We start from the raw sequence: 2,972 nt of genomic DNA, 5'->3' as shown, positions 1-2,972 counted from the left end.
CCACTTATGTGGATAACCAGACAATGGAATGTCCGAAATCAGGGATATCACTTTTGTGTAGGTGTCTAAAAAATAGGCACTACACTAATTCAAAATGTCCTTGACAAGGGGGTACAGTTTAATCATCTTTTTCGTCCTTTCCTCTATTTTTCTCATAATTAACCTCGCCGTAAACTTCCAATTTACTTTTTATGTATTTCCATTTCAATATCTGTCCAGCGTTCTCTACTCTTCTTATTCCAACAAATTTCATAGCAACGCCTTCATCGTTTCTTAAATACAATTTCAAATCACAAAATCTAAAATCTCTTTTTCCAAAAGTCTGAACACATTTGCAACCAAATATCCGTCTGCTATTGCGTGATTCAATCTTACACTAACAGGCATCATTAGTTTTCCATTTTCTTCTCTATACCTTCCCCAGTTTATAATTGGCAAAAAATACAGATATCCGTCAGGAAGTTCAATATTAAGCGAATCATAAGACAACCAGGATATATATGAGGCATCAAACCAATTCGGATGATTTTCAGCATCAAGGAGATACTCTCTTGTTTCTTTAGCATCTTCTATATCTTTAATAGCTTTTTTATAAAAAACTTTATAATCTTCATAATAGGTAGTATACACAGGTGTACAGGTTTCTGTATCTTCATGGAATACATACTGAATAGGATTTATGACATCATAACAAATCAATTCTTCACTTTGCCAAAGATAAGCCATCTTATAGTCATCACGGGAATTCAACGCCCTTGATAATATGTATAGAAAATTAATATAAAACTTTGTATTGGTCATTTTTGAATACTTTACTAACTCAGTTACATCTATCCTTGCAGTAATAGATGTCGAACATTTACAGTCCTGTGTAAAATGCTTGAAAACACCTTTTCTATAATATGTTTCTTTATCAACATTTTTATAATTCATTTTATTTCCTCTCGTGATAAGTTTTTCAGAAATTTATCAATTCTGCAAATTCAAATCTACTGTTGCTTTCAATCTCTCCGCAAGACTGAAATTTTCGAGTGAAATCAGTTCACTCTTCTTTCATTTTTTTCCACTCTTCACGCGTGATAGCATAGGCATAAGAAATAATATTTTTAGGGTCAGGATATTCCTTTACCTTTTGCATTCCATTCGCTATAGCAGTAGAATAAGAGCCTATATTTGTATATTTCATGTAAGAATAAATTGTGTCGTATTGCGTATTAAGAAATACCCAATCTCGTACTGCTCCGGCAGCTTCTTTAGCAAATCCTTTTCTCCAATATTTTTTATGAATATGGTAGCCTATTTCCGGAAGCATTTCTCCATCAATATCCTGTATAGTAATTCCACAATCTCCGATAAACTCACCCGTTTCCTTCAATACAACTGCCCAAAGTCCAAAACCATACTTTTTATAATTATCCAAATTCCAAATAATCCAATTCCTTGTTTTATCTTCATCGAATGGTGCTGGATAATGTTGCATAGTTTCTATATCAGATACTATCTCAAAAAGTGCATCAAAATCATCCTCAACATATTTTCTTAAAATGAGTCTATCTGTCTCAAGTATCATTTTTATTCCTCCGTAAAATTCAAAGTTTCTGTTCCCTATAAAAAATAATTTTTCGGGATTTACCAAATCCACAATATTTATTCCTGTCGAAAGACCAAAAAATAGTGTTATCACAAATACATATCTGTTCCAATTCTTTTGTCGGTTCTCCAATTTTCTCCGCAATGATTTCAGCGGTAGCAGGAGACATCACAAAAATTAGATTATCGTATATATCTTTGTCAGATGTTCCCCACCAATCGGGAGCCTTGCTTAATATATCTTCTAACTTTTCCTGCAAAATAACAAAAACCGGAATATCCAAGCCAAACCTTTTCTGTATCATATCATCATTTGTTCCTCCCTCCATATTTTTTCATTAATGCTTTATATCTGTTGGTGTCGCATTTATCACAATAATCATTCCGTCATATAATTCTGCTGGGACATCATTGATTCTATAGCTATTTGGTAAGATCTTATTCAAAAAGCTATAATCCTCTCCGAGTGATCCCATCAGCATACTCTGATTGATAATTTTCTTTATTTTTTCTGATTTTTGCAGTTTATCAAAATCAAGATACGTCATATCCATCCCAAGGGCATACGCTGTATTTGCCAAAGGATCAGCAGAATAAAATTTTCGCGTAATTCTTTTTCCATTTTTTCCAGGCAAATTGCATTCTGTTTTGTAAAAATCTGTGCCAATGACAAAATAATCATCACCATATTTTTCAAACAGTTCTTCACCCATGAATGTAGTATATGTACTCTTCTTTGCCACATGTCCGTTATGCCCCGAAATCATAAGCATAGATTCGTTTGCTTTCTGAACATGCTCATAAATCCAGTCGATGTTTTCAGCCATATAATGATCCCTTATTTTTGCATAATCTACATTTGACGCATTACTAAGCTCCTGATTTTGCAGATAACATCTCGCTGCCTGCGCATACATTTCCATCCCTGGTATATTCTTTAAAGTTTCCGCAGCATCTTCCATATCGGTATACTGCATCTTAAGTTCTGAAAATGCTTCATCTACACATTTTTGATCCAAGTCGGAGTTTTGCATATCAAACCCATAAAAGCTTAACATCTCTTCCGGTTTTGCCTGTTTATTATAATCTGCCATATAGCGAATCAATGCCCTCATTTCATCCGTCTGGTAAATATGAAAAGCAAGTGCTTCCACTGCATCATCTTCCGTATTTTTCCCCTCACCGTGTATATATTGATTTACCAATAAGCATCCACCATAATCTGCTTCTAAGGCAAAGGCCTTACAGTTATATTCCTCTACCATTTTTCTAAACACCACTTTACAACTTTTTGAATAAAAAATATCGTACAGGGACTTTCTGATGTATAATAAGTTTGCGACAACTATTACAAAGGAAAGTGACCCTGTACGACAAACTCA

The 2,972-nt window shown here is 33.9% G+C and carries 5 protein-coding genes; all 5 read right to left on the bottom strand.

All coding sequences use genetic code 11. From position 1 onward, the window contains the following. Nucleotides 1-118: 118 nt before the first annotated feature. The 5 genes from ACTNES_RS20285 to ACTNES_RS20265 all read right to left on the bottom strand — a co-directional run bounded on the left by ACTNES_RS20285 (nt 119) and on the right by ACTNES_RS20265 (nt 2,855). Nucleotides 119-253: a hypothetical protein gene (locus tag ACTNES_RS20285; RefSeq protein ID WP_441040518.1), complete on the bottom strand. Its 135-nt coding sequence runs from the start codon at nt 251-253 to the stop codon at nt 119-121. Nucleotides 254-285: 32 nt separating this feature from the next. Then, the gene (locus ACTNES_RS20280) at nt 286-933 is read right to left on the bottom strand and encodes a CatA-like O-acetyltransferase, family 3 (protein ID WP_441040517.1); all 648 of its coding nucleotides are present in this window, start codon (nt 931-933) and stop codon (nt 286-288) included. Nucleotides 934-1,042: 109 nt separating this feature from the next. Beyond that, nucleotides 1,043-1,570 carry a GNAT family N-acetyltransferase gene (locus ACTNES_RS20275; protein WP_441035254.1) on the bottom strand — a complete coding sequence of 176 codons (528 nt, stop codon included), beginning with the start codon at nt 1,568-1,570 and terminating at the stop codon, nt 1,043-1,045. 19 nt (nt 1,571-1,589) lie between these two features. Then, nucleotides 1,590-1,895 carry a DUF1697 domain-containing protein gene (locus ACTNES_RS20270; RefSeq protein WP_441040516.1) on the bottom strand — a complete coding sequence of 102 codons (306 nt, stop codon included), beginning with the start codon at nt 1,893-1,895 and terminating at the stop codon, nt 1,590-1,592. A 33-nt stretch (nt 1,896-1,928) separates the two neighbouring features. Beyond that, the gene (locus ACTNES_RS20265; protein WP_441040515.1) at nt 1,929-2,855 is read right to left on the bottom strand and encodes an erythromycin esterase family protein; all 927 of its coding nucleotides are present in this window, start codon (nt 2,853-2,855) and stop codon (nt 1,929-1,931) included. Nucleotides 2,856-2,972: the final 117 nt, after the last annotated feature.

This window comes from Blautia sp. HCP3S3_D9 (genome assembly GCF_052063845.1).
GTDB lineage: Bacteria > Bacillota > Clostridia > Lachnospirales > Lachnospiraceae > Blautia_A.
Note: the sequence above shows the minus strand (reverse complement) of the source record. Positions and strands in the feature narration are given on the sequence as shown.